Source organism: Chroococcidiopsis sp. TS-821, assembly GCF_002939305.1.
Classification (GTDB): domain Bacteria; phylum Cyanobacteriota; class Cyanobacteriia; order Cyanobacteriales; family Chroococcidiopsidaceae; genus Chroogloeocystis.
In genome coordinates, this window is record NZ_MVDI01000061.1 from 1 (window position 1) to 385 (window position 385).

The 385-nt window shown below is 61.0% G+C and carries 1 pseudogene; it reads right to left on the bottom strand.

The annotated features are described in order from the left end of the window. Nucleotides 1-265 (bottom strand): annotated as a pseudogene (locus B1A85_RS23450) (hypothetical protein); the annotation flags it as partial. Nucleotides 266-385 lie beyond the last annotated feature (120 nt).

Below are 385 nucleotides of genomic sequence, written 5' to 3' on the forward strand. Positions count from 1 at the left end.
GAAACCCGGTCGAAGGTGGCACGAGACGCGACCCGCCGCCAGCCCCACCCGAGAGACAATAACCGACGACCCCGATCGACACCCCACCACCCACCGCAGCAGTAGACAACACACCGCCAACGGAAGCCGAAACGCCACTACCAACTGCCCCGGTAGACAACACGCCGCCAACTGACCCAGTAGACAACACGCCACCAACGGACACCGAAACACCACTACCAACTGACCCGGTAGACAACACGCCACCAACGGACACCGAAGCCAACACCAACAACCCCATTAGCCAACACCTCTCCAAAACACCCCGAAGACCCCACAACACCTACATCCACTGCCCCTCCCACACTCCCCGACCCACCAGAAAACAACTCACCACCCCATCCGC